This window comes from Kibdelosporangium philippinense, from assembly GCF_021390435.2.
Lineage (GTDB): Bacteria > Actinomycetota > Actinomycetes > Mycobacteriales > Pseudonocardiaceae > Kibdelosporangium > Kibdelosporangium philippinense.
Genome location: NZ_JAJVCN010000001.1, coordinates 3999650 through 4025448, shown reverse-complemented (window position 1 = coordinate 4025448; position 25799 = coordinate 3999650). Strand labels below are relative to the sequence as shown.

At 64.7% G+C, this 25799-nt stretch carries 22 protein-coding genes; 11 read left to right on the top strand and 11 right to left on the bottom strand.

Going from position 1 to position 25799, the window contains the following annotated elements:
* Position 1: 1 nt before the first annotated feature.
* Positions 2-871, top strand: coding sequence for an SDR family oxidoreductase (locus tag LWC34_RS18590; RefSeq protein WP_233726295.1), 870 nt, complete (start codon positions 2-4; stop codon positions 869-871).
* A 434-nt stretch (positions 872-1305) separates the two neighbouring features.
* Here the strand turns inward: LWC34_RS18590 and LWC34_RS18585 are convergent, their stop codons facing one another.
* The gene (locus LWC34_RS18585; RefSeq protein ID WP_233726294.1) at positions 1306-4623 is read right to left on the bottom strand and encodes a ThuA domain-containing protein; all 3318 of its coding nucleotides are present in this window, start codon (positions 4621-4623) and stop codon (positions 1306-1308) included.
* 14 nt (positions 4624-4637) lie between these two features.
* A complete protein-coding gene (locus LWC34_RS18580; RefSeq protein WP_233726293.1) occupies positions 4638-5753 on the bottom strand; it encodes a sugar phosphate isomerase/epimerase family protein in 1116 nt (371 codons plus the stop codon).
* Positions 5754-5996: 243 nt separating this feature from the next.
* Between LWC34_RS18580 and LWC34_RS18575 the strand changes: the two genes are divergently transcribed.
* The 3 genes from LWC34_RS18575 (at position 5997) to LWC34_RS18565 (ending at position 9633) form a co-directional block, all read left to right on the top strand.
* Positions 5997-6905: a Leg1-related protein gene (locus LWC34_RS18575; RefSeq protein WP_233726292.1), complete on the top strand. Its 909-nt coding sequence runs from the start codon at positions 5997-5999 to the stop codon at positions 6903-6905.
* 249 nt (positions 6906-7154) lie between these two features.
* Positions 7155-9344, top strand: coding sequence for a hypothetical protein (locus tag LWC34_RS18570; protein WP_233726291.1), 2190 nt, complete (start codon positions 7155-7157; stop codon positions 9342-9344).
* 7 nt (positions 9345-9351) lie between these two features.
* Entirely contained in the window at positions 9352-9633 is a 282-nt protein-coding gene (locus LWC34_RS18565) for a hypothetical protein (protein WP_233726290.1), read from the top strand.
* A gap of 57 nt (positions 9634-9690) precedes the next feature.
* Here LWC34_RS18565 and LWC34_RS18560 read toward each other — a convergent pair whose 3' ends face one another.
* Positions 9691-11934, bottom strand: coding sequence for a carbohydrate-binding protein (locus tag LWC34_RS18560; RefSeq protein ID WP_233726289.1), 2244 nt, complete (start codon positions 11932-11934; stop codon positions 9691-9693).
* Positions 11935-12198: 264 nt separating this feature from the next.
* Between LWC34_RS18560 and LWC34_RS18555 the strand changes: the two genes are divergently transcribed.
* The 4 genes from LWC34_RS18555 to LWC34_RS18540 are packed head-to-tail and all read left to right on the top strand — an operon-like array spanning position 12199 to position 13995.
* The gene (locus tag LWC34_RS18555) at positions 12199-12372 is read left to right on the top strand and encodes a hypothetical protein (protein ID WP_233726288.1); all 174 of its coding nucleotides are present in this window, start codon (positions 12199-12201) and stop codon (positions 12370-12372) included.
* 36 nt (positions 12373-12408) lie between these two features.
* Entirely contained in the window at positions 12409-12561 is a 153-nt protein-coding gene (locus tag LWC34_RS18550) for a protease inhibitor I9 family protein (RefSeq protein WP_233726287.1), read from the top strand.
* Positions 12557-12916, top strand: coding sequence for a S8 family serine peptidase (locus tag LWC34_RS56995; RefSeq protein WP_308200096.1), 360 nt, complete (start codon positions 12557-12559; stop codon positions 12914-12916). The genes LWC34_RS18550 and LWC34_RS56995 overlap by 5 nt, the downstream gene beginning before the upstream one ends.
* Complete coding sequence (locus LWC34_RS18540) at positions 12913-13995, top strand: proprotein convertase P-domain-containing protein (protein WP_284051457.1); 1083 nt, start codon at positions 12913-12915, stop codon at positions 13993-13995. Before LWC34_RS56995 ends, LWC34_RS18540 begins: the two co-directional genes overlap by 4 nt.
* A gap of 56 nt (positions 13996-14051) precedes the next feature.
* On the opposite strand, the gene LWC34_RS18535 is transcribed toward LWC34_RS18540, so the two are convergent.
* Complete coding sequence (locus LWC34_RS18535) at positions 14052-15410, bottom strand: NAD-dependent succinate-semialdehyde dehydrogenase (RefSeq protein WP_233726286.1); 1359 nt, start codon at positions 15408-15410, stop codon at positions 14052-14054.
* Positions 15411-15622: 212 nt separating this feature from the next.
* On the opposite strand from LWC34_RS18535, the gene LWC34_RS18530 reads away from it, so the two are divergent.
* Positions 15623-16627 carry an RluA family pseudouridine synthase gene (locus LWC34_RS18530; protein WP_233726285.1) on the top strand — a complete coding sequence of 335 codons (1005 nt, stop codon included), beginning with the start codon at positions 15623-15625 and terminating at the stop codon, positions 16625-16627.
* Positions 16617-18422 carry a serine/threonine-protein kinase gene (locus tag LWC34_RS18525; RefSeq protein ID WP_233726284.1) on the top strand — a complete coding sequence of 602 codons (1806 nt, stop codon included), beginning with the start codon at positions 16617-16619 and terminating at the stop codon, positions 18420-18422. The genes LWC34_RS18530 and LWC34_RS18525 overlap by 11 nt, the downstream gene beginning before the upstream one ends.
* Here the strand turns inward: LWC34_RS18525 and LWC34_RS18520 are convergent.
* From LWC34_RS18520 to LWC34_RS18500, 5 genes are all read right to left on the bottom strand, one after another.
* Positions 18419-19942, bottom strand: coding sequence for a polyamine aminopropyltransferase (locus tag LWC34_RS18520; RefSeq protein WP_233726283.1), 1524 nt, complete (start codon positions 19940-19942; stop codon positions 18419-18421). The genes LWC34_RS18525 and LWC34_RS18520 overlap by 4 nt on opposite strands.
* A complete protein-coding gene (locus LWC34_RS18515) occupies positions 19939-20361 on the bottom strand; it encodes a DUF350 domain-containing protein (protein WP_233726282.1) in 423 nt (140 codons plus the stop codon). The genes LWC34_RS18520 and LWC34_RS18515 overlap by 4 nt, the downstream gene beginning before the upstream one ends.
* 23 nt (positions 20362-20384) lie before the next feature.
* Entirely contained in the window at positions 20385-21212 is an 828-nt protein-coding gene (locus tag LWC34_RS18510; RefSeq protein ID WP_233726281.1) for a hypothetical protein, read from the bottom strand.
* Positions 21209-21631 carry a DUF4247 domain-containing protein gene (locus tag LWC34_RS18505; protein ID WP_233726280.1) on the bottom strand — a complete coding sequence of 141 codons (423 nt, stop codon included), beginning with the start codon at positions 21629-21631 and terminating at the stop codon, positions 21209-21211. Before LWC34_RS18505 ends, LWC34_RS18510 begins: the two co-directional genes overlap by 4 nt.
* A gap of 80 nt (positions 21632-21711) precedes the next feature.
* Positions 21712-23547, bottom strand: a complete 1836-nt coding sequence (locus LWC34_RS18500) for an elongation factor G (protein ID WP_233726279.1) — start codon at positions 23545-23547, stop codon at positions 21712-21714.
* Between the two features lie 145 nt (positions 23548-23692).
* Here LWC34_RS18500 and LWC34_RS18495 point away from each other — a divergent pair, with 145 nt between their 5' ends.
* The gene (locus LWC34_RS18495; protein ID WP_233726278.1) at positions 23693-24574 is read left to right on the top strand and encodes an NAD-dependent protein deacetylase; all 882 of its coding nucleotides are present in this window, start codon (positions 23693-23695) and stop codon (positions 24572-24574) included.
* Here the strand turns inward: LWC34_RS18495 and LWC34_RS18490 are convergent.
* Entirely contained in the window at positions 24540-25058 is a 519-nt protein-coding gene (locus LWC34_RS18490; RefSeq protein ID WP_233726277.1) for a hypothetical protein, read from the bottom strand. The genes LWC34_RS18495 and LWC34_RS18490 overlap by 35 nt on opposite strands.
* A 99-nt stretch (positions 25059-25157) precedes the next feature.
* The gene (locus LWC34_RS18485) at positions 25158-25793 is read right to left on the bottom strand and encodes a nitroreductase family protein (protein ID WP_233726276.1); all 636 of its coding nucleotides are present in this window, start codon (positions 25791-25793) and stop codon (positions 25158-25160) included.
* Positions 25794-25799: the final 6 nt, after the last annotated feature.

Genomic DNA, 25799 nt, shown 5'->3' with positions numbered 1-25799 from the left:
AGTGCGAGTGCTGGTGACCGGCGCGACCGGGAACGTGGGGCGGCACGTAGCAGCAGGTCTGGTGAAAGCTGGAGTGCAGGTCAGAGCCATGACCAGGGACCCGGCGCGGGCTTCTTTGCCCGGCGCGGAGGTGGTGCGGGGAGACCTTGAGAAGCCGGAGACTGTCCCGTTCGACGGCGTGGACAGAGTGTTCCTGTTCCCGGAGCCCTCAACGGCTGCGGCGGTGGTGGACCGCGCCAAGCAAGCGGGCGTTCTGCGGATCGTCGTGCTCTCATCGGGCGCGGTGACCGCGGGAATCGACTCGACTTTCCATCCGCCGGTGGAACAGGCCGTCGAACAGTCTGGTCTGGAGTGGACACACGTCCGGCCGGGCGAGTTCGCGGCGAACAAGATCGCGGTGTGGGGCGGGTCGATCCGCGCGGAGCGGGTGGTGCGGGACTTCAACCCCGATTCGGCGTGGCTGCCCGTGCATGAACAGGATGTCGCCGACGTTGCGCTGAAAGTCCTTTTGGAGGACGGGCATCACGGCAAGGCATACGACATCAACGGACCTGAGCTGCTGAGTCTGCGTGACCAAGTGAAGGCAATCGGCGACGCGCTGGGTGAAGAGGTGCGCTTCGAGGCCGTGAGTGCGGTACGGGCGCGGGAGATCTACCGGGAACTCGGCGGTTTCGCGGCCGAGAACGCGGACTTCTTGCTCGGGTTCGTCGACTACAACGGCAACCCGGCTGACCCGGACAAGATCGCGGAGCTGTGGGCCGACTTCGACCCAAGCCAATTGGGCCCGATGCCTACGGCCGAGGCCGTGACCGGCCACCCGCCACGAACCTTCGCACAATGGGCGCGGGACAGGGTCGACGACTTCCGCTAGGAGAGTTGGACGCGTGTCCACCGTTGCTTGCGGGTGTGTCCTCCTTTCCTGAACGGTGTGTCCACCGTTGCTGAAGAGTGTGTCCACCTTTGCGGCATACCGTGTTGCACGTTGCTTGCGGGCTTGTCTTGTTCCAGCGGTGTTTTTGCGCTTCGGGGCTTGCATTTCAGGGGGTCTTTCATTGCGCCGCCCTGGCGCGTGTCCACCGTTCCGTCACGGTGAGTCAAACTGCTCTACTCGCTTTCGTTGTGGCTCGGTGCCGTTGTGCGCCGCTCGCGGGTTCAACTCACCATGACGGAGCCGGTGGACACGCGAGCGGCAGCCGGTGGACACGCGAGGACGCGTGTGTCCACGCGAGTACGCGCTCAGGTTGGGTTTTCAGGCCGATGCCCACTGCGCGGGGCGCAGTGGGCATCGGGTTTTGCTTGGTTACCTTACGAGAATTCGACCCAGTTCAGGTTGATTAGACCTGTTGTCGGTCCGTTCGGGACACCGGTGAACACCAGATACAACTTGTGCGTACCCACCGGCTGACTGACCGGTACGCTCTGGCTGGCGAACCCGTTGTTCCCGTTGGTCGCGGCCAACGTTGCCGTGGCCACGAGCGGACCTGTCGGCGAGTCGAGGCGCAGTTCAATGTTCGCGCGTGGTTGACCCACGGTTGTTGCTGAACCGCCGGAGTATCGGAACGTTACCGTGTTCGTTCCGCCTAGGTTGATCGGGTCGAAGGCGATGTGGTCTCCGACGTCGATCGCGTTGACGTGCAGACCGGCCCCGGTGTCCGGGGTGATCGTGAAGTCAACACCTTGCTTGATTGGCGCGAACTCCGCTTCCTGCCTGTGCAGCTGGATCTTGGCTTGGCTGATTGTTTCCAGTGCTGGCTGGCCGTTGGCGCCTAGGTCCGTGTACTTGGCGCTGATCGCGCCCCACAGGTACCCGCCAGCGTGGTCAGCGCCGTCGGGCGGTGACGGCAATGTGCCGGAACAGCCGGAGGTTTCGGCTTGTCCGTGACCGTGTTCGTCGTGGCCGAGCACGAAGGACACCGTCACACGGTTGCAGTCGATCTGGCCGTCTTCGGGGTCCGTCACATTCACTGTGAACGGGATTTGGTCGCCCCAGTTGAAGAATGAGCCTGCCACCGGGGTTGTGACCGTGACCGTCGGGGCTGTGTTGCCGACCGTGATGGTTCGCGTCAGCGATGTTGCTTTACCGCTGGAGTCGGTCACCGTCAGCTTCGCGTAGTACACGCCATTCGTTGTGTACGTGTACGTCGCGTTCGGGTCGGCACTGTCCACTGTGCCGTCGTTGGTGAAGTCCCATGCGTACGAGATCGACTCGCCCGGGTCGGGGTCGTGCGTTCCTGCACTGGAGAACTTCACTGTCAACGGCGCTTGGCCGGAGGTTGGCGTCGCGTCGAGGTTCACTACCGGCGAGCGCTTGCCCTTGACGTAACGGATCACCGAGAGCTGGGCGTCTGGGTTCGGGCGGAAGAAGCCGTCTCCGTATTCCAGCACGTACAGGGAACCGTCTGGGCCGAATTCCATTTCCATCGGGTTGTCGAAGACCACCCCTGGCAGGAACTGCTCCACCCCCGTCAGGTTGCCCTTGCCGTCCGTCCTCATCATGAACAGTTTGTCTCGGGTGAACTCGCCGAACACCACCGAGTTGTTGTAGTACTCGGGGAACTTCGTTTCCGACGTCGAGTTCTTGTCGTACTTGTAGATCGGGCCGCCGTGCGGACCCACGCCACCCGTACCGATCACCGGCCACTTGAAGTCACACGGGGTCGGCGGGTTCTGCATGTACGAGCCGGGGCACGGGGTGCGTGCCTCGTAGGTGTACCAGAACTGCGACGGCTGGACTGCCGGAAGCACCGAACGTCCGGTGTTCTTCGGCGAGGGGTTTACCGGTGCGCCACAGTTGAATGGCTGTCCTGGTGTCCTCGTTGTGAAATCGAAGTCCACATAGGGCGATCCTGGCTGTGTACAGAATGGCCAGCCGTAGTTGCCCGCTGTCTTCGTCGCGAACCACTTTCCGGTTCCCTCCGGGCCACGCGTTGGCGAGGAGGTACGGGAGTCCGGCGAGTAGTCCGCCAGATAGACCATTCCGGACTTGTCCACATCGAACCGGAAGGGGTTGCGCAGACCCATCAGGAAGATCTCCGGACGGGTCTTGTTGTCGAAGTCCTCAGCCTCCGGGAAGAGGTTGCCTTCCGGGATCGTGTACGTCCCGTTTGGACGGACCTTGATCCGCAACAGCTTGCCGCGCAGGTCGTTCGTGTTCGCCGCCGAACGCTGCGCGTCGTAGCCCGGGCCCTGGGTCGGCGAGTCGTTGATCGGCGTGAAGCCGTCCGAACCACTCGCGTTGGTGTCGTCACCGGTCACCAGGTACAGGTTGCCCTTGCCGTCGAACTTGACCTTTCCTGCCACGTGGCAGCAGATGCCACGGTCCACGTCCACCCGCAGGATCTGCTGCTCGGTGGACATGTCCAGGCTCGGCGTCGGGCCGTCGACCAGCTTCACACGCGACAGCTGGTTGTAGCCCTTGAACGCGTCCCACGCCTTCGGGTCGGTGCTCGTTGCTGGCGCGTCACCCTCGTTGACGCCCGGCGTCGCCGGGTTGTCCAGCGGGGTGTTCAACGGTGGCGCGTAGAAGAGGTAGACCCACTTGTTGTTGGCGAAGTCCGGGTCGATCGCGACCGTCTGCAGGCCGTCCTCGTCGTGCGAGTACACCGGGATCGTGCTGATCACCGGGCTGGCCTTGGTCTTCGGGTCGTACAGGCGGACCTGGCCGTTACGCGTGTTGTGCAGCACGCGGCCGTCCGGCAGCACCGCGAGCGACATCGGCTCGCCGGGCTCGTCGTTCAGCGTGACCTTCTCGTAGTTGCCGAGCACGGTCGCGCCGCAGTCACCCTCGACGACACCCGATGCCCACTCGATGCCACCAAGCAAGTGCTTGCGGAACGCAGCCTGCCGGTAGGTCTCGATCGAGTGGCCCAATCCCGTGTACCACGAGCGTCCGCCGACGTGGTCCTGGCACCAGGACACCGGGTGGTCGAAGCCCATCGTGCCACCGGCGAACGACCGCTCGTCCACAGTGGCCAGAACGTGCTCGGAACCGCGCACGTTGGTCGCGAAGTTGTACCACTCCTCGGTCAACTGCAGCGTCCGCGGCATGGTCTCGGTCGACGGGTGCGCGCGGTCAGGGACCTGCACGTTGCCCGTGCTGACACCGGTCACACCGGCGACCTTGGAGCCGACCAGTTCACGGTAGAACGCCCAGTCAGGCTCGGTCTCGGCGGCCGCGTGCACGCCGACCCAGCCGCCACCAGCCCTGATGTAGGACTCGAAGGCGGCTTCCTGCGCCGGGTTGAGCACGTTGCCGACCGTGTTGAGGAACACCACGGCACGGAAGTTGGCCAGGTTCTCGGCCGTGAACGCGGCCGCGTCCTGCGTCACCGTGACGGTGAAACCGTTGCTGTTGGCCAGGTTGCGGATGGTCTGCACACCATCCTGAATGGACGGACGGCGTGGCCCGTCGGTCTTGGTGAACACCAGGACCTTGAAGCTCGCCGGACGGCGAACGTCGGACCGCAGCGCTGCCGGTCCGTTCTGTTCGGCGACCAGCTGCTCCCCGTTGTCCCCAGGGGGAGGTGCGGCGCTCGCGGGCGAAGAGCCCACGAGCACGAGAGATGAGGCGACGGCAAAGCTGGCCGCAGCGGCCAGCCAGCGTCGCCCGGACGAGCGAAGCATCGGTGAGCGTCTCCTCAGCGGCGGCGGTAGATGGTCAGCTCGGACATGTTGGTGTAGCTCAGCGCGGCGAAGTCGAGCGACTGCGCGGGCGCGGTGGCACCGCCTGGCGCGGTGTCCTGCTCCCAGTTGGCGTGGTGGAAGTCGTACTCACCGATCGTCTGGAAGAACTGCTGGAAGTTGATGTCACCCTCGCCGAACGGGACCATGTCGTGGCCGTTGGGCACGGCGGTGTTGCGGTTGCCGTCCTTGGCGTGGAACAGCGGGAACCGCAGCGGCCTCGGCGCGACGGTCAGAATCGGGTCGAACAGCGAGGTCTGCTCGCGGCCCCACCGGTCGGTGTACGTCTTGTGCTTGTAGCGCGCCACGTACGCCCAGAAGATGTCCAGCTCGAAGAAGACGTATCGAGGGTCGGTCTTGTCGAAGAAGTACTCGAGACGCCGTTTGCCGGACGAGCGCGTCGGCTTGCCGTTGGCGTCCAGCGGGCCGGTGTCGAGCAGGAAGCTGTAGGCGGCGTCGTGGTTGTGGGTGTACAGCCGCAGGCCGCGTGCCCTCGCGCGGCGCCCCAGGTCGTTCCACAGATCGGCGGCGGCGTCCCAGTCGGACTTGAACGACGTGTTGGTCGGGTCGCCACCGGTACCGATGTTCTTCACGCCCAGTTCCTGGGCGATGTCCATCTGCTGTTCGAACGTGGCCGCGTTGATCGAGGTGTGCGTCCCGTTGGCGACCAGGCCGTTGTCGTCGAGGATCTTGCGGATCTCCTTCGGCGTGATCTGGCGGCCGAGGATCTCCGTGCTCTGGTTGTAGCCGGCGAACTCGATCTCCTTGTAGCCGATCTCGGCAAGGCGAGCGAGCACGCGTTCGAATCCGTACGGAACTCCACTGTTGTCCGGTGCCGCGTTGATGCGGTCACGGACGCTGTACAGGATGATCCCGCGGTTGCGCGACGGGATCAGCGGGTCGACCCGCAGACCGTGACCCCTGTCGTGGTCTCGATCATGATCGCTGTCAGCGAGTGCGGGCGTTGCCGTGGCGAGTATCGGTAAGCCGGCCGCGCCGAGCACGGCTGCGGCTCCGGCGGACGCGGTGAACACGTCACGGCGGGTGAACCGTCTGTCCTGCTTTTCTTCCATGGCGAATAGCGCCTTTCTCAAACCGGGCGTGCGCATACTTCGGGCGGCTGACGACACCCATGGCGGCGGGCTCCAGACAACGACCGGTCGTCTGACGACGGAGGCGGTCGGCCTCCTCCGTCAAGCAGTCAACGGATGTTAGCCACTTATGACGGACAAATGAAGACTTTCGCATCTAGCAGACACAAGTTTCGGCCAGTCGGGCGTACTTTTGCGTTACGGAGCGAAATCAGGAGAGGTGAAGTGGTCACGCATCCGATCGAACTGGCCGGTCTGGACCTGTACACGGTGTGGACTTCGGCGCAACCGCTGAACGAAGTGTTCGACCCGTTTCGCTTCGAGCACCGGATGGCCGCGTACCGCCAGATGATCCACGCCACCAACGCGGACGGTCAGTTCGGACCGGACAACCGGCGCAACCCGATGTGGGGCTTGATGTTCCAGCATCAGTGGCAGTTCAGTAGCGGGCGGCTCGGCTGGCGCGACGGGCGGATAGACCCGGATTCGCCTTGGGGCTACGGCAACTACGCACTGTGCGTGATCCCGTGGCTCGGCGCGACCGCCGCGGGTGTCGTGCCGAAGATAACGATTGCGCCACCGGCCACGCCCGCGCGCTTCGGCTACCAGGCGGCGGACTTTGCCGCAGCGATCGCAGATTGGCGCTCTTATTTCGAGACCGTCATGGGGGACACCGACAACGAGACGGTCCGGTTCGTGCTGTGGAAGGCGCACAAGACATCCCTTGACATCGTTGCCACGAACATCGCGCACATCGATCCCGCTCCGCTCGCGCCCGCCGAGCTGGAGTTCCTCCAGGGGTGGTGCCGGATGGTCGACTATCTCTGGGCGGCCGCGTGGCGGACCGACTTCGACTTCATGACCGAGTACGGCCTCGACATCCTGCCCGACCGGCTGCTCGGGGTGAGCGGCGCGAAGTTTCCGGTGAAGGTTCACCACAATGTGCGCAATGTTGTTGCCCTTGCCCGTACGCCGAAATGGCGGCACTGGCTGAACCTCCGGCTGTGGCAACGGGTGATGCGCACCAAGGCCGCACGCGACGAAGTGGTCACGATGCTCGACGCGCTGTTCAATCCGAACTCCGATAACAAGGTCGCAAGACGGCGAATGATCGGTTATCTGCTTCGGCCGTGACGGATATTGTGGAACGATCTTTCCCGAGTGGTCCTTAATGTGGTGAATTGTCGTTGGCGAACTGGGTATCTACGTTTCTTTGCGAACAACTTTTCTGTGGTAATAGCGGCACCAGGCCTTGTGTGACCTGCGCACGCAGAGCAGACTGTCCCAGGTCGCGAGTCTCGTGAGGCGGTGCGGAACGAGACTTGGAAATGTCGCATGCTCTCCTCGCCGCGAGGCGCGAGTTTGTCGAGGAGCGAATTATTCATGACAGCAATCGAACCGAATGCAACGACCCATGTCCCCGGTTTCCGCGAGCTTGACGGCGTGGAAGAGAACGTCGAGCAGATCGCATTTCGGGTCCCCGTGAACCCGGCCGGGCTGACCACCGATCCCAGCGGCCCGTACGCGGCGGCCGCACAGGTGCTCACCGGCGAAGAACTCTTTCACGGTGACGGCCAGCAGGATCTCTCCGAACTCGACGTGGCTGCACCGATCGTGCCGCCTGTGCCGATCCCGCTGCCGTTCCGTACCGCCAGCGGTCGCTACCGGTCGCAGCCCATCGGTTTCCAGCTCGAACTGCGCGTCGACATCGACGGACGCCGCCCGCTCGGCAAGCTGAGCGGCGACTACTACGCCGTTTCCGGCGCCACAGTCAGCTATTTCGGGTCATGGACCGTCGATGCCGTCACGGTCGCCGCGACCGCGACGACACTCACCATCGTCGGCACCGCGCGCACGACGTGGCCGACGACCTTCACCGTGGCCACGGTGACCATCCCGCGCGCCCGGATCTTCCAGCCCGCGCCACCAGCCTCAATCCGTTGGTCCACGCCGACGGGCGCGATCGGCGCGACCTATATCTGCGCGTGGGCCGCGGGCGCGTTCCGGACCGTCGAACTCGAACAGGACTGCGAATCCGGCGTGACGCCACTCGCCAGCTACAACACCGGATCACAACCTAGCGGCGGGCCCACGCGCACACTGAGCACCGCCGGTGCGTACGGCGAAGCCGGGCTGCAGATGCTGGACACCGGCGGCGGCAACATCATCAACACCGCAGCCAACCACGTCTGGAACAACGCGAGCCTGCACAACGCGATGCAGGCGCATTTCTCGCAGTGGCAAGAGGCACCGCAGTGGAAGGTGTGGCTGCTGCACGCCCAGCGGCACGAGCTGACCACGCCGACATCGACACTGCTCGGCATCATGTTCGACCAGCAGGGCCTGCAGCGGCAGGGCTGCGCGACGTTCTACGAGCGGATCGCGACCAACCCGCGTACCCAGCTGTACACGTGCGTGCACGAGCTCGGGCACTGCTTCAACCTGTTCCACTCGTTCCACAAGCAGTTCATGAACCCGCCGATGCCCAACCGGGTGCACAGCCTGTCGTGGATGAACTATCCACGCTTCTATGTGCCGTTGGGTGGTGGCCCGACCGGCGAGCCCGCGTTCTGGGCGGCGTTCCCGTTCCAGTTCGACGACCTGGAACTGACGCACCTGCGGCACGGCTTCCGTAACGCGGTCATCATGGGTGGCAACCCGTTCGGCATCGGCGCGGCGTTCGAAGCGGCTGACGACTACGCCAACTACATCGCTGACACGACCGGCCTTCGGTTGCAAGTCAAGGCCGCGCACGAACGGCCGATCCTCGGCATGCCGATCGTGCTGGACATCAGCCTGACCACCGACCGCAGCCAGCGGGTCAACGCCCGCGAGCAGCTGCACCCGAAGTACGGCTTTGTCCAGGTCGTGATTTCCAGGCCTCGCGGTGACGTGATCGTGCACCGGCCACCGGTGACCCATTGCGCGACACCGGAGCTGGTGTTGCCGCGCAGCGGGGAATCGTTGCCGATCAGCGCGTACGTCGGTTACGACGCCGCCGTCGGGCAGATCTTCGAGGACCCGGGCGTGTACAAGATCAGGGCGACCTACGCGGCACCGGACGGCAACCTGATCATCTCGAACCTGGCGACGGTCCGGGTCGGCGCGCCGCACTCGGTCGAGGGCGACATCGTGGCCGACCTGATGCTCGGCGACCAGACCGGGATGGCGTTGACGTTGCTCGGCACGGACTCGCCGTACCTGTCCAACGGCATGGACGCGCTGGAAACCGTGGCAGAGGAATACAGCCAGCACCCGAGCGCCATCTACGCCCGGCTGGCGCTTGGCATGAACCAGGCCCGGCCGTTCGCCGCCGTTCAGCCGGACGGCGACGTGATCGTGCGGGAACCGGATCTTCGTCGCGCGGACTACTTCCTGCGCGGCGCGATCGACGAATCACGTGGGGAAGGAGGACTGGACAACAAGACCGTGTACCAAGCAGCGGCCTATTTGGCGGACAGTCACGCCAAGGCAGGGGATACCGAAGGTGCCCAGCAGCTGCGTGCGGACATCCGCGACCTCGCGCAGCAGAACAACGAACCGCCGTCCGTGATCCAGTCATTGGAGGGATAATCGCGTCATGACGCTGACGGTCGAGCTGGGTGACGGGTTCGCTGGCGACGAGGTTGTGATCGTCGTCGACGGGCGCGAAGCCTGGCGTTGCCGCGGTGTCGCAACGAACTACTCGGTCGGGATCGCCGAATCGGCCACGGTAGACGTGACTCCAGGGTCCATTGTGGAGGTACGGGTGCGTGGTGTGGCTCGATCCCGCCTGGTCGAAGGTGAGCGGCGCCTGCGGGCGGATCTGAGCCCCGCGGGCGCGCTCACCCTCGGCCCGCCCCGCATGGACGACGTCTTCTAAAGACCCTCGTGAGTGGTTAGCCGTGTTCTAACACGGCTAACCACTCACGAGCTTTGATCAGGCCAAACGGAAGTAGTCGAGGTTGTAGCCACCGGCCTCGCAGTACAAGGTGACCTCCTGCTCGCCCGCGGGCAGGCTCACCTTGGCTGTGGCCAAGGTCCAGTTGCCCCAGCCTCCGCTGTCCGGCAACGAGAACGTGGCCAGCTTGTCGCCCGCGGCATTACGGAACGACAGCGCATCCGCGGCGGTGGACCCGCTGCCGTTCGCGTACCTGAGTTCCAGGTCGTACGTGCCCGCCTGGGCGACGTTGATCCTGAACCTCAGCCAGTTGCCCGCCGCCGTCCAGCCGATGTTCTTGCCTCCACTGGCTGTCGCGTTGTTCTCGACGAAGTTGGCTCCGCCCTCGGTCCAGCCGTTCTGTGCCGAATAGGACTCCGCTTCCACCTTCTGGCCCACTGGCGCGGGTTTCGGGCGGACGTTGACCTTGAACGTGACCTCGGTGCGGTCCTTGCTGTCGGTGACGTAGGCGCTGATCTCCTGCTGGCCGGTCGCAACCGGCTTCAGCGTGACCTTGCCGGTTGCCGCGTCCAGGCTGACACCATCCGGAAGTTCCGTGGCGTAGAAGGAAAGCTTGTCGGGGCGGTCACGATCCGTTGCGCGAAGCTGGACCTCGGAAGTGCTGAACTGGTCGACCGTCACGTCCCCAACGGCGTCGATCGACGGCGCGTTGTTGCGGTGGTCGGACGGAACCTTGCCGTGCCAACGGTAAGTCGCCACGGCGTTCGCGGGCACCCTGACCACAAAGGACTGGTCGGCCAGCTTCACGCGCACAGTGGACTGGGCCGCGTTGCTGTTACGGATGATCGCGACGAAGTCGTCCGAGCGGTCCTTGAACACCACATTGCTCACACCGTTGTCGGTCGTGCTCGACTCGACACGAGTGTGCTCCGGCCCAAGGTATTTGGCGAACTGTCCAATTTGGTACAGCTCGTTCCGGACAGTGAAGCTCTTTGCCGTAGTGTCCACTTTCACCAGACGGTTCGGCCACTTCGTGGTCCTGCCGACCTCGGCCCAGTCGATGTTGTTGTTGCGCGCCGGAGTCCAGTGCAGCGTTCCGCCTTCCTGGTCGGTCGCCTGCGCCCACGTGATGTACGAACCCGCGTTGAGACGGAAGAAGTTCAGCACCGTCGCCGGGCTCAGGTCGCTCGTTTCCGTCATGTGCACGGACTTGCCGGTCTCGGCGTTGGCGTCCCGCATCACCTTCGGGTCGCCCCAGTACGGGTGGAACGCCAGCCCGTCCGTCGCGTCGAGGACGTCCTTGCCCTTGATCGTGCCGTCCGGCGAGTCCTGGTAGATCCGGTGGTAGTTCTTGGTCTGCGTGCTGTTCGGGTCGCGCCAGTCCCAGAAGTTGAAGTCGTGCATGTACAACCCGGTGTCCAAACCGGCCTTGCGGAACTCACGCTTGATCGCCAGCGCCAGCTTCTGCTGCTGGAGGATGTCGATGTCCATCGCCGGATAGACCACGTCCATGCCCGGCTCGTTCAGTAGCGTGATCGCGTCAACCTTGATGCCCTGCTTGGCATACGCCTGGATGTACTTCACGTAGTACCGCGCGAACACGTCGATGGCGTCGTCACGCAGCTTGCCGAACTGGTAGTAGCTGTTCGTGCTGCCCGGCTTGAGCTGGACCTCGCCGATGAACTTGTTGTTCGTCTTCATCCACGCGGGCGCGCTCCACGCCGAGGCGATGAAGGTCGCGCGCGGGTTGTAGCGCTGGATCATCTTCACGGCCTCGACCATGTGCAGGTCGATGTCCCGCTGGATGGAGAAGTGCTTGAGGTCCCAGTCCGCGGTCTCGCCGGGTGGCAGCTCGTCGTACGACCAGAACGGCAGGTGCTCAATCAGGTCGGGGCTGCCGATGGTCAGCCGGAACCGGTCGAAGCCCGCGCCGGATTTCGGGTCGGCGAGCAGCCGGATCGCCTTTTCCCGGTTCTCCGGGGTGAGTTTCCAGAGGTTGGACACGCTCGTCTCGTCGATGGAGAACCCGATGCCGGTGTAGCGCTGGCGCAGCTGGCTCGGGTCGATCACCACGGTCGCGTCGGCTGGCGCACCGGTGTCGCGGCCGACTCTGACCGGGGGTAACTGGCGCCAGGTGTTGTCGCTGCCAGCGGAGTACGTCCCGGTCACGAACGAGCCGAACCCGCTCTCGTCGGTCGCCCCGGCCGACGGCGCGACCAGGGCGAGCGCGGCGATCGTCGCAGCGACGGCCGAGGAACGCCTCCAGCGTGTCTGAGAGGTCATGAACTCCTCTTTCGGGTGGAACCGGTTACGGCGGCGTTCGCCGATCGTAAGTCACCGACAAGGGTTCATGTAAGGCGCGAAAAAAGTCCCCATTAGCGCCGTCGCCGCTGATTGGGGCTCGAATGCGCCATTCGGCGCAAAGCCGCAGAACCGTACGAACACGGATCAAATAATTCTCCGGCAGAGCTCACTCCGACCGCCGGGACAACGCCATCGAGGGCTGGCAGTTCCTGGCGTTCCCCCTGCGCGCGACTAGGAGCTTTCATGCGCTTAAGACCCATGCCCACAAGGATTCTCGGTACGGCCGCAGCCGCAGCAAGCGTGCTCGCGGCCGTTGTCTTACCGACGAACGCCGCCGCGGCTCAGCAGATCATCGCCGAGAACGCGCCCAACAAGATCCAGGACAGCTATGTCGTTGTCCTGAAGGACAATGGCTGAGGGCTCGCCTCGAAGTACGGCGGCAAGGTCGGGTTCGTGTACAAGGCCGCGCTCAAGGGTTTCTCGGTCACGATGTCCGCCACGCAGGCGCGCAAGCTGGCCGCCGACCCGGCCGTGTCCTATGTGGAACAGGACAGGACGGTCAGTGTGCTGACCGACCAGCTGAACCCGCCGTCGTGGGGGCATTGACCGGGTCGACCAGAACGACCTGCCGCTCAACCAGCGCTACAGCTACTCCACCGAGGCCTCGAACGTCACCGCGTACGTCATCGACACTGGCATCAACTACACCCACCAGGACTTCGGCAGCCGCGCGACCTTCGGCTTCGACGCTTTCAACGACGGCCAGCAGGGCAAGGACTGCCACGGCCACGGTACGCACGTCGCCGGTACCGTCGGCGGCACAACCTTCGGGCCGGCCAAGTCGGTCAAGCTGAAGGCCGTGCGTGTGCTCAACTGCCAGGGTGGCGGCTCGATCTCCACTGAGGCCGCTGGCGTCGACTGGGTGACCGCAAACGCTGTTTGCCTGCCGTGGCAAACATGAGCCTCTACACCGGTGTGCGCAACGAGCCGAGCCGCGTGCTCGACGACTCCGTGCGCGCGTCCATCGGCAAGGGCATCTCGTACGTTGTCGCCGCCGGTAACTTCAACGACGACTCGTGCCAGTACTCGCCGCAGCGCGTGCGGGAGACGATCAACGTCGCCGCGACCAACCGGACCGACGCCCGCGCGTCGTTCTCCAGCTTCGGCACGTGCACCGACATGTTCGCCCCGGGCGAGTCGATCATCTCGGCGGCGTCCGCGAACAACACGGGCTCTGCCACGATGAGCGGTACCTCGATGGCCTCGCCGCACGTTGCTGGCGCGGTGGCGCTGTACCTCGCTGACAACCCGACCAAGACCCCGGCCGAGGTGCACAGCGCGATCCTCGCGGCGGCCACCCCGAACAAGGTGACCAACCCTGGCGCCAACACGCCGAACCTGCTGCTGCGCGTCAACACCACGCCGTCGCCGACCGTGTCAGTGACCAACCCGGGTACGCAGAACACGACGGTTGGTTCGTCGGTCAACCTGCAGCTGTCAGCTTCCGGCGGCACGGCTCCGTACACCTGGTCGGCGACTGGGCTTCCGGCCGGGCTGTCGCTGGGCGCGTCCAACGGCTTGATCACGGGCGCCCCGACGACTGCTGGCACGTACAACGTGATCGTCACCGCGACGGCCACGGCTGGCGGCTCGGGCTCGACGTCGTTCACGTGGACCGTCGGCACGGTCCAGACGTGTGCTCCGCAGACCAACGGCACCGATGTGGCCATTCCGGACCTGTCCACTGTGACCAGTGCGGTGACGTTCGCAGGCTGCACCGGCAACGCGTCGGCCACGAGCACGGCCGAGGTGCACATCAGGCACACCTACCGTGGTGACCTGGTGATCGACCTGGTCGCACCGGACGGCTCCGCGTACCGCCTGAAGAACTCCTCCGGCAGCGACAGCGCGGACAACGTGGACCAGACCTACACCGTGAACCTGTCAGGCGAAGCCCGCAACGGCACCTGGCAGCTGCGCGTGCAGGACGTGGCCAGGATCGACACCGGCACCATCGACACCTGGACGCTCACCCTCTGAAAAAGCCTCGTGAGTGGTTATCAGGGCTAGAACCCTGATAACCACTCACGAGCTTTCTAAAGGCGGATGGACTTCTTGTTCATGAACTCCTCGATACCCGCGGTACCGAGTTCCTTGCCCATCCCGGATCGCTTGATCCCGCCGAACGGCAGATCGGCCTGCGAGCCGCCGGACTTGTTCAGGTAGACCATGCCCGACTCGATCTGGTCGGCCACCCGGCGGTTGCGCTCCGGGTCGGTGCCGAACACCGCCGCGCCAAGGCCGAACGGTGAGTCGTTGGCGATCGCGATCGCCTCCTCCTCGGTGCCCGCCTTGAAGATCAGCGCGACCGGGCCGAAGATCTCCTCGTAGTACGCGTTCATCTCAGGTGTGACGTCGGTCAGCACGGTCGCTTCGAGGAACGCGCCCGGACCGATCCGCTTGCCGCCAGTGCGCAGCGTCGCGCCCTGCTCGACGGCCTTCTCGACCTGCCCGGCGACCTCGTCGGCGGCGGAGATCGACGCCAGCGGACCGAATGGGGTCTTCGGATCGGCGGGGTCGCCTGGCTGGAAGTAGTCCCCGACGCGCTTGGTGAACTTGTCGACGAACTCGTCGTAGATCTCCGAGAGCACGATCATCCGCTTCGGCGCGTTGCAGGACTGCCCGCAGTTACGCATCCGCGCGGTCGACGTGGCCTTGACCGTCTCGTCCATGTCGTTGGTGTCCAGCACGATCAGCGGGTCCGACCCGCCGAGTTCCAGGACACAGCGCTTGAGGTTCTTGCCAGCCTCGGCGGCGACCGAGATACCCGCCGCCTCGCTGCCGGTCAGGGACACGCCCTGGATCCGCGGGTCGGCGAGGATGGCCGGGATCTGCCTGCTCGAGGCGAAGATGTTGACGTACGCGTCCTCAGGAACGCCTGCCTCGTGCAGGATCTCCTCGATCGCCGCGCCCGAGCGCGGGCAGATCGACGCGTGCTTGAGCAGGATCGTGTTGCCGAGCACCAGATTCGGCGCCACGAACCGGGCGACCTGGTAGGCGGGGAAGTTCCACGGCATCACGCCGAGCAGTGCGCCGATCGGTTCCTTGCGGATGACCGCGTCGCCGCCCTTGATCTTCAGCGGCTCGTCGGCGAGCAGTGCCGGTCCGTTGTTCCCGTAGTAGTTGAAGATGTCCACGACGATGCCCACTTCGCCGCGGCCTTCGTTGATCCGTTTGCCCATCTCCAGCGTCATGATCGCGGCCAGGTCGTCGGACCGCTCGGCGAACAGTTCCGCCGCACGCAACACGATCTTCGCGCGTTCCTCGACCGACCTGCGCCGCCAGGAGGTGTACCCGCGGCTGACCTTGTCGATCGCCGCCTGCACCTCCGCTTCGGTCGAGTTAGGGATCTCTTCGATCAGTTCGCCCGTGGCCGGGTTGGTGACTGAGTACATGGGGGCGTGAGCCTCCGTTCTCTGCGGCACGGTGCCAGGGGTCAGTCTTACTTTAACCGACCGTATATTGCATACACTAGTTCCGCATCCGCGCAAGTGCTTTGTCTCACAAGGGTTTCCAAAACGAACGCCCGTCTTGAATGGGCAAATCGGACTAACGTCGGAGCTGGGCGGTCAAACAGGACAATCGTCCGGCGATTACAGTCTGTTCCGTGCGACGACGGCTGCGATCACCCATTCCGCCACGGCATGGGCTGGACGCTGCCCGGCTCCGGATGCCGGAAGAAGGCGAATGGGGTTCGCTGCTCGAACACCTCGTCGAGCGGTTACCCAGGGTTGCCCAGGAACGCATCGAAGAGATGCTGCGTGAGGACCGGATTTTCGGCGTCGACGGCCCGCTGGGGGTCGACACACCGTTCGTTCCTGGATCGTTCATCTGGTTCCACCGTGACCTTCCCGACGAAGTCACCGTGCCGTTCGAAGTCGCTGTGGTCCACCGGGACGAGCACCTGTTGGTCGTGGACAAACCACACTTTCTCGCAGCGATTCCGCGTGGTCAGCACATCCAGCAAACCGCGTTGGTACGGCTGCGCCGCGAACTGGACCTTCCGGAACTCTCGCCAGCACACCGGCTCGACCGCGTCACGGCCGGGCTGATGATGTTCGTGATCACGCCTGGCGTGCGCGGCAAGTACCAGGAGATGTTCCGGCATCGCAAGGTGCACAAGGAATACGAGGCGATCGCGGCGTACCGGCGGGATCTGGAGCTGCCGAGGACGATCCGCAGCCGGATCGTCAAAGAACGTGGAGTCATTGTCGCACAGGAGGTTGCGGGCGATCCGAATGCTGAGACGTACGTTGAGCTGGCCGAGCACCGGGATGGCTTGGGGCGTTATCGGTTGGTGCCCGCGACCGGGCGTACGCACCAGCTCAGGGTGCACATGAGCGGCTTGGGCGTGCCGATCCTCGGTGACGACTTCTACCCGCAGGTGCGGGAGAAGGCCCTCGACGACTTCACCAGGCCGCTGCAGCTTCTGGCCAAGACGGTCGAGTTCGATGATCCGTTGACCGGCGAGCATCGGCTCTTTACCAGCTCGTTGCGTCTCACCGCGTGGGACTCGCCGTCGGAATGGGCGGGCGAACCTGTCGATATCCGTACGGCTGAACCGAGCATCGGGTTGGTCCGGGCAGAGTACGATTCCACGAGTGCCGAGTGACCTGATGATTGCCGGGCGTTACCGGCTCGACGCGCAGATCGGTGCCGGTGCGATGGGGGTCGTCTGGCGGGCGACCGATACCGAGCTCGGCCGGGTCGTCGCGATCAAGCAGTCGCGGGTCGGCGATCACGGGCAGATCCGCAGGGAAGCCCGGGTCGGCGCGGGTCTGCATCACCCGAACGTCGTCACCGTCTTCGACTCGGTGCTTGATGGCGAGGACCGCTGGCTGGTCATGGAATACCTGCCGTCACGCACGCTCGGCGCACTGATCGACGAGCAGGGTTCGTTGCCACCGGTCGAGGTCGCCCGGATCGGTACGCAGCTGGCCAACGCCGTTGCGGCGATGCACGACCTGGAGATGGTGCACAGGGACATCAAGCCGGGCAACGTCCTCATTGGTGACAACGGCGTCGCGAAACTGACCGATCTCGGCATCGCACGCTGGGCCGACGTGACCGCGACCGGCAGCGGCCAGATGGTGGGCACACCGGCGTACATCGCGCCGGAAGTCGCGGATGGACACGAAGCCAGCGCACCCGCGGACATCTATTCGTTGGGCGCCACGCTCTTCGCGGCCGTGGAGGGCACGTCGCCGACCGGAAGCGGCGACCAGGGTCCGTACGTCCAAATGCGCCGCGCGGCAGCGGGAAACCTTGAGCCGATGAAGAAAGCGGGACCGCTCGAACCGGTTCTGCGTGCGCTGCTGGCAAAGGACCCCGCCGACCGGCCGAATGCCCGCACGGCCAAGGAGATGCTCGATGAGCTCGCAGGCCAGTCCGTGCCGCTGACCTGGCTGCCGATGCGTCGTTCCCGCAGGCGGAAAACCGCGATTGGGGCTGGTGCGGCGGTCCTGGCTGTCGCGCTGATCGCAGTGGGTTCGGTGTACGTGTTCGGCGACTCGGAGCCGAGGCCCCCGGTCATCACCGGCAGTCTGGGTGACGCGCGGACCGCGGATCCCTGTGGGCTGATCAACCTCAACACTGGCAGCAAGTTCGGTGTTCTTTCCACATTGGACGCCGAGTACGGCGGTTACACGCGGTGCGGGATGCTGATCAAACAGACGCACAACGACCAGGATCTCGTCGATGCCCGGGTGCAGATCAGCCTGCCGGAGGAATATCCGGCCCAGCCGAGGATCAGGGGACAGCTCGGTCAGGTCGAACGTCCTGCGGAGAAGAAGAACTACTGTGAGCGGAAGGTCGCGCTCGCCGACGAGAACCTGTTGACGGTTGCCGCGAGCCACAAGCAAGACATGCACGCGCCACTGTGCAGCATCGCCGAAGCGATGATGACCGACGCGCTCGCCGTGCTGAGTACCGGCCCGGTTCCCCGCCGAAAAGAGGCTTTCGCGCCAGGCGCATTGGGCACCGCGGAGGCGTGCAAGATGCTGACGCCGGAAGAAGTCGCCGAGGACACCGCGACCGGGCTGCCAGCGTCGGAATTCCGGCCCGAACCCGACGTTGGCGACTGGACCTGTTGGTGGGGCGAGGATCCCGTCGAGGTCGACCTAGAGTTCAAGCGCGAGTACCCATTGGACGAAGAGGACGGCAGGCCGATCAAGGTGGCGGGCAAGGACGCCTTCCTTGAAGTCAATCAGTCCGGTGACGACGAGCACGACACCTGCGTTGTCGATGTCGTACACCGCCAGTACGAAAAGGACACCGCCTTCAACAAGACGTGGCAGGAGATCGCGTCGCTGACACTGGAGACCGAGGAGAAGATATCGCCGGACGCGTTGTGCGCCAAGGCAACTAAACTCGCCGAGCGAATGGTTGTCCGGCTGCCCAAGGTCTAGTAGTTCTGCCATTCCTGCTTGGCGTACTCCAGCACCAAGGGCCGCATCAGGGTGGACGCTTCGATCCCGGGGAGCCGTCGGCGATCGACTGGGAACACAGCGGCCGCGCGCAGTGAGTCGGCGTCGAGGGATCGCAACGCTGGCGCGTTGTCCGGCAGGCGGAGTTGCGGGAGCTTCGCCGATGCGAGGTGGAAACCCCAGTCGCCGAAGCTGGGCACCGACGTGGAGTACGGGACGCTGACCAACCCGGCTTCCTGGATCGACCTTTCGACGCACCAATAGGTCTTCGGTGCGAAGTATGGCGATCCTGATTGGACAACCATTCGGCCGTCGTCGGTGAGCACGCGTTTGACTAGGGCGTAGAACTCGACCGAGTACAGCTTCGCGGTCGCGGTGGAGTCTGGATCCGGCATGTCGACGATCACGGCGTCGTAGCGGGAGGCGTTGTGGCGTAACCAGGTGAACGCGTCCGCGTTGACCACCTCGACGCGCGGGTCGGCGAAGGCGTTGCCGTTGAGCTCTACAAGGGACGGTTCGGTACGAGCGAGGTCGATCACCCTCGGGTCCAATTCGACCAGTGTGACCGCGTGAACGTCCTGATAACTCAGGACTTCCCGTAACCCGAGCCCGTCACCGCCGCCGAGGATCAGCACGCGATCGTGCGGCCCAGCGAGCACTGGGTGAACCAGGGCCTCGTGATAGCGGTACTCGTCGACCGAGCTGAACTGAAGATCGCCGTTGAGATAGAACCGGACGTCCGAATCGAACGACTCCGTGATGACGATCTCCTGATACGGCGTCCTTTCCGCGTGCACAACGGGATCGGCGTACAGCGCCTGACGCGCGGACAGCTCGAACCGGCCAGCTAACGCGAACGTCGTGACCAGTACGACGGTGACCGCGATCGCGCCGACCGACAGGATCGTCCGAGTGTGCCGTGCCAGCTTCTTGCCGAACACCGTCAGCACGAGTCCAAGGCCGACAACGGCATTGAGCGCGCCGACCAGCAACGCGCCACGGATCTGTCCGAACACAGGCAGCAGAATGAACGGAAAAGCAAGACCACCAAGGAGTGCGCCGACGTAGTCCGCGGCGAACAGATCCGCGACCGCGCTTCCGGCGTCCTGACGCCGAATCCTTTGCAGTAGAACCATCAGCAGTGGGATTTCCGCGCCGATCAGCAGTCCGAGCGTCAGCGCGATCACTACGAGCACAGGGATGTACAGGCTCAGCCACGCGAATGCCGCGTACAGCAACAAAACGCTGAGCCCGCCCAATAGTGCCAGTGCGATCTCGATCCCGGCGAACGCGGCTTCGGCCCGGCGCTGCAACGGTTTCGCCAGCAGCGCACCGATGCCCATCGCGAAGACCATGACCGACAGGACAATCGACGCCTGGCCGACCGTGTCACCGATCAGGTAGCTGCCCAGCGCGACCAAGGCGAGTTCGTAGACCAACCCACAGGCAGCACAAACGAAGACCGCGGCGAGGACCGCGATCCGGGCAAGGCGTTGGCTCACGTGATCGACGCGGCGATGATCGCGCCGACCGCGATGTGCACGCTCGCGGACACCCACACCGCTGGGTGTGGCTCCGGACTGGCGAGGATCTCGCCGAGCTTGCCCGGCGTGGCGATGTCCAGCAGTACGAAGGCAACCGACATCAGGGCAAGCCCGGCCAGCCCGAAGACCACAGTGGACATCAGACCGACCGACATGTCGCTGTCGCTGGTGATGATCGCGGTCGTGACGATCGCGCCGACGCCGAGCAACCCGGAGGCGAGCAGGATCGAGGCGTTGCGGTTGCCCTGCACCCAGATCAGCTCACGCAGCTTGCCGGGGGTGGCCAGGTCGACGAGCAGGAAACCCAGCGCCATCAGCACGGTGCCGATGACCCCGTACGCGAGGGTGGCCAGCAAGCCGCTGACGAGTTCAGACACTGGACTTCCTTTCCCTGTGTTATTCACGCGGCCTTCTTTGCCCGGCTGCGCAGCCAGAAACCCAACACGACGCACAGCACGGCCGCGCCGCCGATGCCGTACAACGCGAACCACGTACTTCCTGAGATGTCCGAACCGCTCACCACGTCCAGCGGTTTCGGCGTGACTTGCCGATTGGTTTGCTCGACCATCGGCAGGGTGCCTGCCTCGATCATCAGCAGCGGCAGGCCAAGCGCGGCATGGCCGGTCCCCGCGATCGGATCCTCAACCAGCGCGGGGATGTTCACGCCGAGCCGCGCGAAATCGTCAGCGACAGGCAGGCTCCGGAACTCCGACGAGCCCTGCACGTAGACGCTCGCGCCGTCGGGGCTGGTGCTGTTGTCACTGGTGTACCCGACCGTGACAACGGTCTCAAGCCATCGCTGGCACTGTTTGGCCGGGACATCGCGGCCTTTGCTCGATCCGGCCTGCGTCTTCTTTGTCTTGCCGTCGGTCAGGCTCCAGCCGAAGCAGATCCCGTGTGCCTTCTCCATTTCAGCCAGCCCGGCGGTCAGTTCGAGCGCGGCCTCGGTGGTGAACTGGGGAACGATTTCGCCGTCGTAGACGGTCGACGAGTTGTAGTAGCCGAAGTTTTCGCCTTCGGTGGTGCTGAAGAAACCACCTGTGGTGCGTGGGGCTTTGTCGAACAGTGATGTGGCGAGAAGGACCCACCCGATCAGGATTCCGATCGTGATCCCGATCGCCACCCAGAACTGCTGCCACTTGCTCGGCTTCGGTTTCGGTGCCTGCTCGATGCCGTTGCGGCGGGCATGTGCTGCGGCAGCGGCTTTGCTGCGACGCTTGCGGCTCATTTGCCCGCTCCCGGTCCACGGCCACGGAAGTCACTGCCGTAGGTCGACGTCCAGCCCCACGACCCGCCGGTATGCCCGCTGTAAGTCCGATGTGCCCGCTCGACCTCCAACACGTGAATGGACGATCCGGTCGGGATCGGCCGGATCACCACGGCATCACGTGAATAGCGCAGATAGATCCCAGAACTGTCAGCGGTCTGCGACAACGGCGTCCACGTCCTGGCGATCCGCGCGGAGACCGACGTCGGCACGTACTGGGATTTGTACGCGGCGATGTCGTCGTCCGGCGAGACGTCCTTTTCGAACTCCCGCTCGATGAAAGTCGCCACCGTCGGACCGGACACCATCAGGTTGCCCGCGACGATCAAGCAGATCACCGCGAGAATCCCGCCGACGACAAACCACAGTGGATACTTCACGACGTCCCCTCGATAACGCCGTACGCAGCAATGATCATGGGAGTACGGCGGCCGGGAAAGTATCACGGCGATCGGTCCGGTTACGGCCCCATTGACCGAAGTCTGCCCAAAGGTGCGATCGGCCGATAGCCCGCGAAGCGCGCGATGAGCGTGCCGTACCCGTTGGTCAGCCCAGGAAGTGACTGTTCGACGGCGCGAAGCTGTCGTGACGGCACAACCGCACGGACGGTTGCGGAATCTCCACGAACTACCGGCATTTCTGGTGTGCCCCCACATCGGACGAGTAGGTTCAGGACCGTGCTGACGGCGTCCGCTGGTATGTCGATGTCGGCTTGTTCGATCGGCTCGCACACGACCGTTCCCGCGTTCGCCAATGCCTGCATGACAACCAGGGGAGTGAGGTTGCGGAAGTCCGCGGCCACGGTGACGGGACTGCTGTAGCCGGTGTGGGTGAGCGTCACGAGGCAATCCACGACCTGCCAGCCGTGCCGACCGGTTGCGAGTGTCGCGCGGACGGTGTCCTCGATCGCCGTCATGAACGCGGCAGGCAACGATCCTCGTTCAGCCTCCAATTGATACTGGATACCGGAATCGGCTTCACCAGGCTCGATGCGCAGCCCAACGGTCCCGACGAACAGCGTCTCGCCCATCCGCTTGACCGCGTGACCTGTACCTTTGAGCCGCTCGACGCAGACCACCGTGCTTGGCGAGAACTCAGCTGTGACCCCGAATTCCTCAGCCAACCGCGCGGCGATGACCTCACGTTGGACCTCACCGTACAGCGAGACGAGCAGACTGCCGGGCGTCGGTCCTGGCTTCATGTCGATCAGCGGATCCTCATCGGCCAGATGGCTCAACCCGGCGTACAGGTTCTGGTCGCTTGACGTGACCATGGTCTGGAAAGTCGGTGGCCGGAACCGGGCCTGCTTTCGCTTGGACGCGGTCGAACCCAGCCGGTCCCCAACCCGAAGTCCCGGTATACCGCCGATCCGGGCGATGCCACCGGCCCGTATCGTCGTCTGGGCACGGTCCGCGTCCAGAACTTCGGTGGCGCGGCTGGAGTGGACGGTTGTGCCCGACGCGTCCTGCCGGACGAATGTGACCTGGTCACGAACCTTTAGCTCGCCGGAGAACAACCGGGCGATGGCGAACCGCCTGCCGCCAGCATGCTCGACGGCGAACACCGTGCCGTCGAGTTCGCCGGTCGCCGCGGGATCGACGGTAGGCAACAGGTCCACAATGGCCTGACCCAACGCCTCCGTGCCCGCGCCGGTGATGGCTGAACCGAACAGGACCGGATGGACGAGCGCCTCGCCCGTCTGCCTGACGAGTTCCCGATGCAACAATCGTGGGTCAAGACCATCCACATAGGACTGCAGCACCGCATCACTGTGCTCAGCGAGGACTTCGGCGGCTTGGCTGCCGAGGCGTGTCATGGCGAGTTCACTGGGACTGTTGAGCGGGATCACCGACGGGCTGAGCATCCGGCGGATGTCGTCAAGCAGATCGATGTACCGGGCACCACGACGATCGATCTTGTTGACGAACAAAATGGTAGGCACGCCAAGCGATTGCAGGGTCCGCATCAGGACCCGGGTATGCGGCTGCACACCCTCCACAGCGGACAGCACGAGAATTGCGCCGTCGAGGACGCCGAGCGCCCGTTCGACCTCGGCCACGAAATCGGTGTGGCCAGGAGTGTCGATCAGGTGCACCGTGCGCCCGGCGATGGAGAAGGTCGCCACCGCTGAGCGGATCGTGATACCCCGGCGGCGTTCGATGGCCATCGCGTCGGTCCTGGTGTCACCACCGTCGACGGACCCGAGGCGGGTGATGGCTCCGGAATCGAACAGGAGCCGTTCGGTCAGACTGGTTTTTCCGGCGTCGACGTGGGCGACAATGCCGAGATTGAGCATCCGTGTGGTCCTTCAGCTGCGTACGAGCGACAACGGATGGGGCGTGTCGTCACTCGGCGCATGGGACCTCCTTGGGATGCGTGTCGCGGCACGGTAGCAATGTCGGCTACAAGTCCGCATCGGATTTTCCACGTAGGCTTGGTGCGTGCGGACGCGGCCGACATTGGATTACACCCCGGTCGGGGAGCCGTTGCCGAGGACGACCGACCTCACCGGCCTTGCCGAAGTGGTCGCTGACGGTGACGTGGTGGTGCTGAGCGGTGCTGGACTCTCCACGGAGTCCGGCATTCCCGATTACCGAGGGGCGTCGGGGAGCCTGCGGCGACATACCCCGATGACGTATGACGAGTTCGTCGGCAGTGTCGCGGGCCGTCAGCGGTATTGGGCCCGCAGTCACGTCGGCTGGCGGACGATCGCGCGGGCCAATCCGAACGACGGGCATCACGCCGTGGCGACGTTGTGCGCCGAGGGCTACGTGACCGGCGTGATCACCCAAAACGTCGACGGCCTGCATCAAGCCGCGGGCACACCCAGCGTGGTCGAACTGCACGGCAGCCTGGACCGCGTGGTCTGCTTGGATTGCCGCCGGATCAGCCAACGCGAGGAGCTTGACCAGCGGCTGCAGGCCGCGAACCCGTCATTCAGCGGCACGGCGATCCGTATCAACCCGGACGGCGACGTGGAGCTCGCCGACGAGGTGGTACGCGAGTTTCAGCTGGTCGCGTGCGTCTCATGCGACTCGGGCGTGCTCAAACCGGACGTGGTGTTCTTCGGGGAGAACGTGCCAAAGACCCGTGTCGAAGAGTGCTACCGGCTGGTCGACTCGGCACGGGCCTTGGTGGTTCTCGGTTCATCGTTGACGGTCATGTCAGGGTTGCGGTTCGTCCGGCACGCGGCAAAAGCCGGAAAGCCGGTCGTGATCGTCAACCAAGGTCAGACCAGGGGAGACGCATACGCGGACCTCCGCGTCGACCTGCCACTTGGCGCGGCCCTCACCGATCTGACCAGCCTCGTGCGCCGCGGGTGACGACCAACGCCGTTGTCAGCGACGCGAGCACGCTGACTAGGCGGTGCACAGCCTGGTCGCATTCCATCAGAGCGGTCCCAGGACCAGCTTGATCGACGACGCCGGGGCGGCGCTGGACAGTGCAGTGGTCGAGGTAGTTGCCCTTGCTGAACACCTTGCTGCGCATCAAACTCTTCAACGGTTCCCGTCGGTCGATCACGTAGTGCGTCACCGCGTTGACCGCCGTGCCCGCCAACAATCCGCGCCACGAGGTTCGCAGACCCAGCGCCTTGGTCACCAAGGTCGCCGCGCCGAGTTGCCCGGCCGTGTAGACGAGCACGTGCCGGGCGCACGCTTTGCGGCCGACCCAGCCTGGCTTGCCTTTGTCCATGGCGGGCCGATCACCCTGCAGAAGGTGATCGCAGAACGGATGTACGTCACTGAATGTCGCTTGCAGTACTGCGAAGAGCAGTGGTGCGGACAGGATTTTCGCGTTACCTGACATCGGCGCTGCGCTCCCAACATGGCGTGACCCGTACGACACCACCAGCAAAGCCGAATTTTGTTCGAGTGAACGTGTCATATGACAAAGCAAGCGGTTGAATCACCAGCTGTCCCAATGCAGCACCTCGCCCCTCGGGATTCGCTTGGCAGGCTGGAAACTTGTGCCGATGGTGTATGCGACTGGGATGAACGCGGCCGCCATGACGTCGTCGGGGGCGCCGAGGATCTCGGCGATCTGGCGTTCGCGGCCCGCGTGCCCGGTGGTCCAGCAGGTGCCAAGGCCACGGGCGCGTGCGGCGAGCATGAAACTCCATACCGCGGGCAAGATCGATCCCCAAGTGCTTGCTTGCTGAGCCACGTCCGCGTTGTCCGTGCGGCCTTCGACGTACGGAATCACGATCGCGGGCACCTGGTCCATGATCCGGTACAAGTGATCCGCGCCTGCCCACATCCGTTCCATCGCCTCGGGTTTGACGTACGCCCGACGCTGGTCGAGCTCGGACATCGGGGGCGCCGGCCGGGCGAGAGCCAGCCGGAACTCGGCGGCGAGCGCGGCCCGTCGCTGTGTGTCGGTCACGACCACGAAGTGCCAGCGTTGCCGGTTGCGCCCAGTCGGCGCCTGAACTGCGAGATCGACGCATTCCTCGATGAGGTGGCGCGGGACCGGACGGGTCAGGTCGAGCCGTTTGCGGACCGCGCGGGTGGTGCTGAGCAACTGGTCAGGGGTCAGTTCCATGCGTGC

Coding starts and splice junctions, on each gene's coding strand:
- LWC34_RS18585 (WP_233726294.1), bottom strand. CDS start 4,623: ATGCTTCGCTCGTCCGGGCGACGCTGGCTGGCCGCTGCGGCCAGCTTT.
- LWC34_RS18580 (WP_233726293.1), bottom strand. CDS start 5,753: ATGGAAGAAAAGCAGGACAGACGGTTCACCCGCCGTGACGTGTTCACC.
- LWC34_RS18570 (WP_233726291.1), top strand. CDS start 7,155: ATGACAGCAATCGAACCGAATGCAACGACCCATGTCCCCGGTTTCCGC.
- LWC34_RS18565 (WP_233726290.1), top strand. CDS start 9,352: ATGACGCTGACGGTCGAGCTGGGTGACGGGTTCGCTGGCGACGAGGTT.
- LWC34_RS18560 (WP_233726289.1), bottom strand. CDS start 11,934: ATGACCTCTCAGACACGCTGGAGGCGTTCCTCGGCCGTCGCTGCGACG.
- LWC34_RS18555 (WP_233726288.1), top strand. CDS start 12,199: ATGCGCTTAAGACCCATGCCCACAAGGATTCTCGGTACGGCCGCAGCC.
- LWC34_RS18540 (WP_284051457.1), top strand. CDS start 12,913: ATGAGCCTCTACACCGGTGTGCGCAACGAGCCGAGCCGCGTGCTCGAC.
- LWC34_RS18535 (WP_233726286.1), bottom strand. CDS start 15,410: ATGTACTCAGTCACCAACCCGGCCACGGGCGAACTGATCGAAGAGATC.
- LWC34_RS18510 (WP_233726281.1), bottom strand. CDS start 21,212: ATGAGCCGCAAGCGTCGCAGCAAAGCCGCTGCCGCAGCACATGCCCGC.
- LWC34_RS18500 (WP_233726279.1), bottom strand. CDS start 23,547: ATGCTCAATCTCGGCATTGTCGCCCACGTCGACGCCGGAAAAACCAGT.
- LWC34_RS18490 (WP_233726277.1), bottom strand. CDS start 25,058: ATGTCAGGTAACGCGAAAATCCTGTCCGCACCACTGCTCTTCGCAGTA.
- LWC34_RS18485 (WP_233726276.1), bottom strand. CDS start 25,793: ATGGAACTGACCCCTGACCAGTTGCTCAGCACCACCCGCGCGGTCCGC.